The 3,040-nt window shown below is 42.4% G+C and carries 2 protein-coding genes; both read right to left on the bottom strand.

All coding sequences use genetic code 11. The features are described from left to right. Positions 1-290 precede the first annotated feature (290 nt). Complete coding sequence (locus tag IQ228_RS23995) at positions 291-2,525, bottom strand: glycoside hydrolase (RefSeq protein WP_027402711.1); 2,235 nt, start codon at positions 2,523-2,525, stop codon at positions 291-293. Between the two features lie 101 nt (positions 2,526-2,626). Further along, complete coding sequence (locus IQ228_RS24000; protein WP_027402712.1) at positions 2,627-2,857, bottom strand: NifU family protein; 231 nt, start codon at positions 2,855-2,857, stop codon at positions 2,627-2,629. Positions 2,858-3,040 lie beyond the last annotated feature (183 nt).

Genomic DNA, 3,040 nt, shown 5'->3' on the forward strand with positions numbered 1-3,040 from the left:
TTAAGGGACTTCCAAGAAATAAATTATCCTGATTAACGAACCACGGAGGCGCAGAGGACACAGAGGAATAAGGGTTTGAGAGATTTTTGCGTTAGGTGGTTTATCGGTTGTCAAGAGATTGCTTCCTTTCACTCGCAATGACAACTCATGCAGCACAGGTTTATTAGAGACTTCCAATCAAAAAAATATCCCAAAATTTCTTGTGGTACGGGACGAATTGCCCGCTAATCATCAAGGACGGGCAAGGATGCCCATCCCACAAAATTGGATCATTTTTTTTGTGGAGTTCTCTAAGGAACATCAATCGGAATCAGACCATTTTCTGGAACATAACCAGAAAAACAACCATCATCAGAAGACACCAAAATCAACCGCAGAGGATAATCTGGAGGGACTCGCAAATCAGCCCAAGGTACTGCTATTTCTAAACAAGAATCTAAGGCAACTTGGGCGCGAGAGGCACGGGGATACCATAGATAATTATCTCCTGCGGCTCGAAACTGCACCGATTGACTGAGTAAATTAACTTCCAAATGATGGTGAAATAGATAATTCAAAGGTGCGCTGTCTGGTACTTCGGCTAGAGGTATGGAACTATTCACCATTGTTCTATCTGGATAATACCAGAATAGGTGCAAATCTGGAGGTATATCTTTGCCAGGAACAGCACCTGTTTTAAAATCTACTCGCACATAAAAATTCAAATGGTCTACCCCATACCATAAACGTTGGATAGTGCTGCTGTTGTGCATTGTTCCTCTGGCACCACCAACTTCGATGCGCCCAGATTTGTCCCAATCTTGTTCATCACCTTTACCATCTATGACGGGATGAATAAAGCCTTGTGGTTTATGGTCAGAACGGGCTTGATGGATTTCTAGGGGGGTGTGCAGATATGGAGGTATGGGTTCATTTAAGGCTTTGTAAATGCCATAGAGATGTTCCCGAAATAATTGGTCAAAAATGGCATCTTGATTAGAAGAATGTCCCTCTCCAAACCACCAAAACCAGTCTGAACCTTCAGCCGCATATAGGGCTTCCCAGGCTGCTGGGTTGCTTTGTTCTGTGGCTTCGGGATGATTTGCTAAGACTTGTCTAGCTGCGGTGAGATAGTCCCAGGCGCGGTTTTTGACGGGATCTCCTATCCATGTGGTAAAATTGCCGTCTACCCAAGAACCGCTATGGAGTTGTGCAGCGGGAATAGTGGCGGTAGGTGGGTGTTTTTCAATGAATTCGGAAACGGTGACAAGTTTGATATGGGGTTCATTGCTCAAACTTTCATACAATGTTTCTAAGAAGTCTTTCCCGTCGTGGGGATAAAATTCCCAACAATTTTCCCCGTCTAGGGCAATTGTCACTAACCAAGGTTGATCATCGTTACTTTCTTTTTGTTGTTTAGCGATCGCTTGCAAATGTCCAACTAAATCCGCTGCTGCTTTCTTTGCCGGCATAGATCCATAGGTAAAACCAATTAAATCCGATAATCTATGATCCCGAAAAACTATAGATACATCACCAGCGGCAGTTTGCAGACGATAGGGACGATAGAGCAATTCTGGTTCTTGGACATTTCCCGCAGCGTCACGATGAAAGAAGTGTTTTAATGACCAGCCTAAAACCGCTTCATCTGAGCAAATCCATTTAAACCCTTGTTTAATAATATACGGTAAAATTTCTGGACTAACGGACTGTTCAGAAGGCCATAAACCTCTAGGATCTTGCCCAAACCTATCTATATACAAATCCCAGGATTTTTGTAAATGCCGGGGGATATCTTCCACCCACTGAAACTGCTGTTTGGGTAATGTCATCTGCGGCACAGCCACCCGTCCTGAATTAGTATCAGCTAATAAGGGTAAAATCGGGTGAGTATAGGGAGTAGTGGTAACTTCCAGTTGTCCACTTGACTGCATTTTCCGATGTTGGGGAATAATCTGACTGAGAATTTGCCGCTGTTTGGAATAAATGCGTTGGCGATCGCCTAAACTAAAATTACGTCCTTGTTCTAACCAAGCTGCAATTTCCGGGTCGTGCCAAAACAAAGGATCAATCCAAGCTAAATTATGCCAAGCTAGTAAATCCCCATAATCTGACAACTGCCAATTTGCTAAACACCAACTTTGTCCCTGTTCCTGTCTTTGATAATACAACTGGGCATAACGAGGATGAGGATCAATCAAAGTATGATGGTTAGCATCAAAGAAATGTTGAACAATAAACTCTTTTTGTTCACGAGTCAACTTTTCTACAGGAGTCAAACTAGCAGTTAAATAAGGGTCAAAAGCCGTACCTGCAACATAATCTTCTATTTGCAATATTAACGAGGGAACTAAATTCACCGTTTGGTGCAGTTTAGGATACTTCTCTAACAATAATACTAAATCCAAATAATCCTTAGTCCCATGTAAACGTACCCAAGGCAAGCGGTACTGCTGGCTAGTCACTAGAGAACTACCATTTTCAGGAGACTTGTACAACGGTTGATGTTGATGCCAGATAAACGCAACGTGCAAAGGATGAGACATATAATATATAAGAGAGTAGGTGATGGAAAATAGGGAACGGGGAACAGGTGACAAGTATATCTTACCAATTACCTCTTCCCCCATTCCCCATTACGAGTGATTTACATGATTTGTTCTATCTCGGAGATTTCGGGAATCATTTCCTTGAGACGGCGTTCAATACCCATTCTCAGAGTCATAGTAGAACTAGGACAAGAACCACAAGCACCTTGTAACCGGAGTTTAACAATTGGTCCATCCAATTCTACAACTTCCACGTTACCACCATCAGAGATCAGATAAGGGCGCATCTCGTCTAATACGGTTTCTACATTTTCTAGCGTTAGTTCCATGCTTTCAGACCTGCTCAGTAAATAAATTGGTAATTATCCAAGTTGCTAATGATCTAGTTTAGGCTGGGAATGACTAATTGGTTAGTTGTTAGTTGTCATTGGTCATTGGTTATTGGTTATTGGTCAGTTGTCAGTTGCAAAAGAATATTTTTCTCCCCCGCCCCCTGCCCCCTGTCTTTTATA

The sequence above is a fragment of the Dolichospermum sp. LEGE 00246 genome (assembly GCF_015207865.1).
GTDB classification, from domain to species: Bacteria; Cyanobacteriota; Cyanobacteriia; order Cyanobacteriales; family Nostocaceae; genus Dolichospermum; species Dolichospermum heterosporum.

What these genes read in the sequence shown, in the direction of transcription:
- IQ228_RS24000 (WP_027402712.1), bottom strand. Translation starts at nt 2,857, where the DNA reads ATGGAACTAACGCTAGAAAATGTAGAAACCGTATTAGACGAGATGCGC.
- IQ228_RS23995 (WP_027402711.1), bottom strand. Translation starts at nt 2,525, where the DNA reads ATGTCTCATCCTTTGCACGTTGCGTTTATCTGGCATCAACATCAACCG.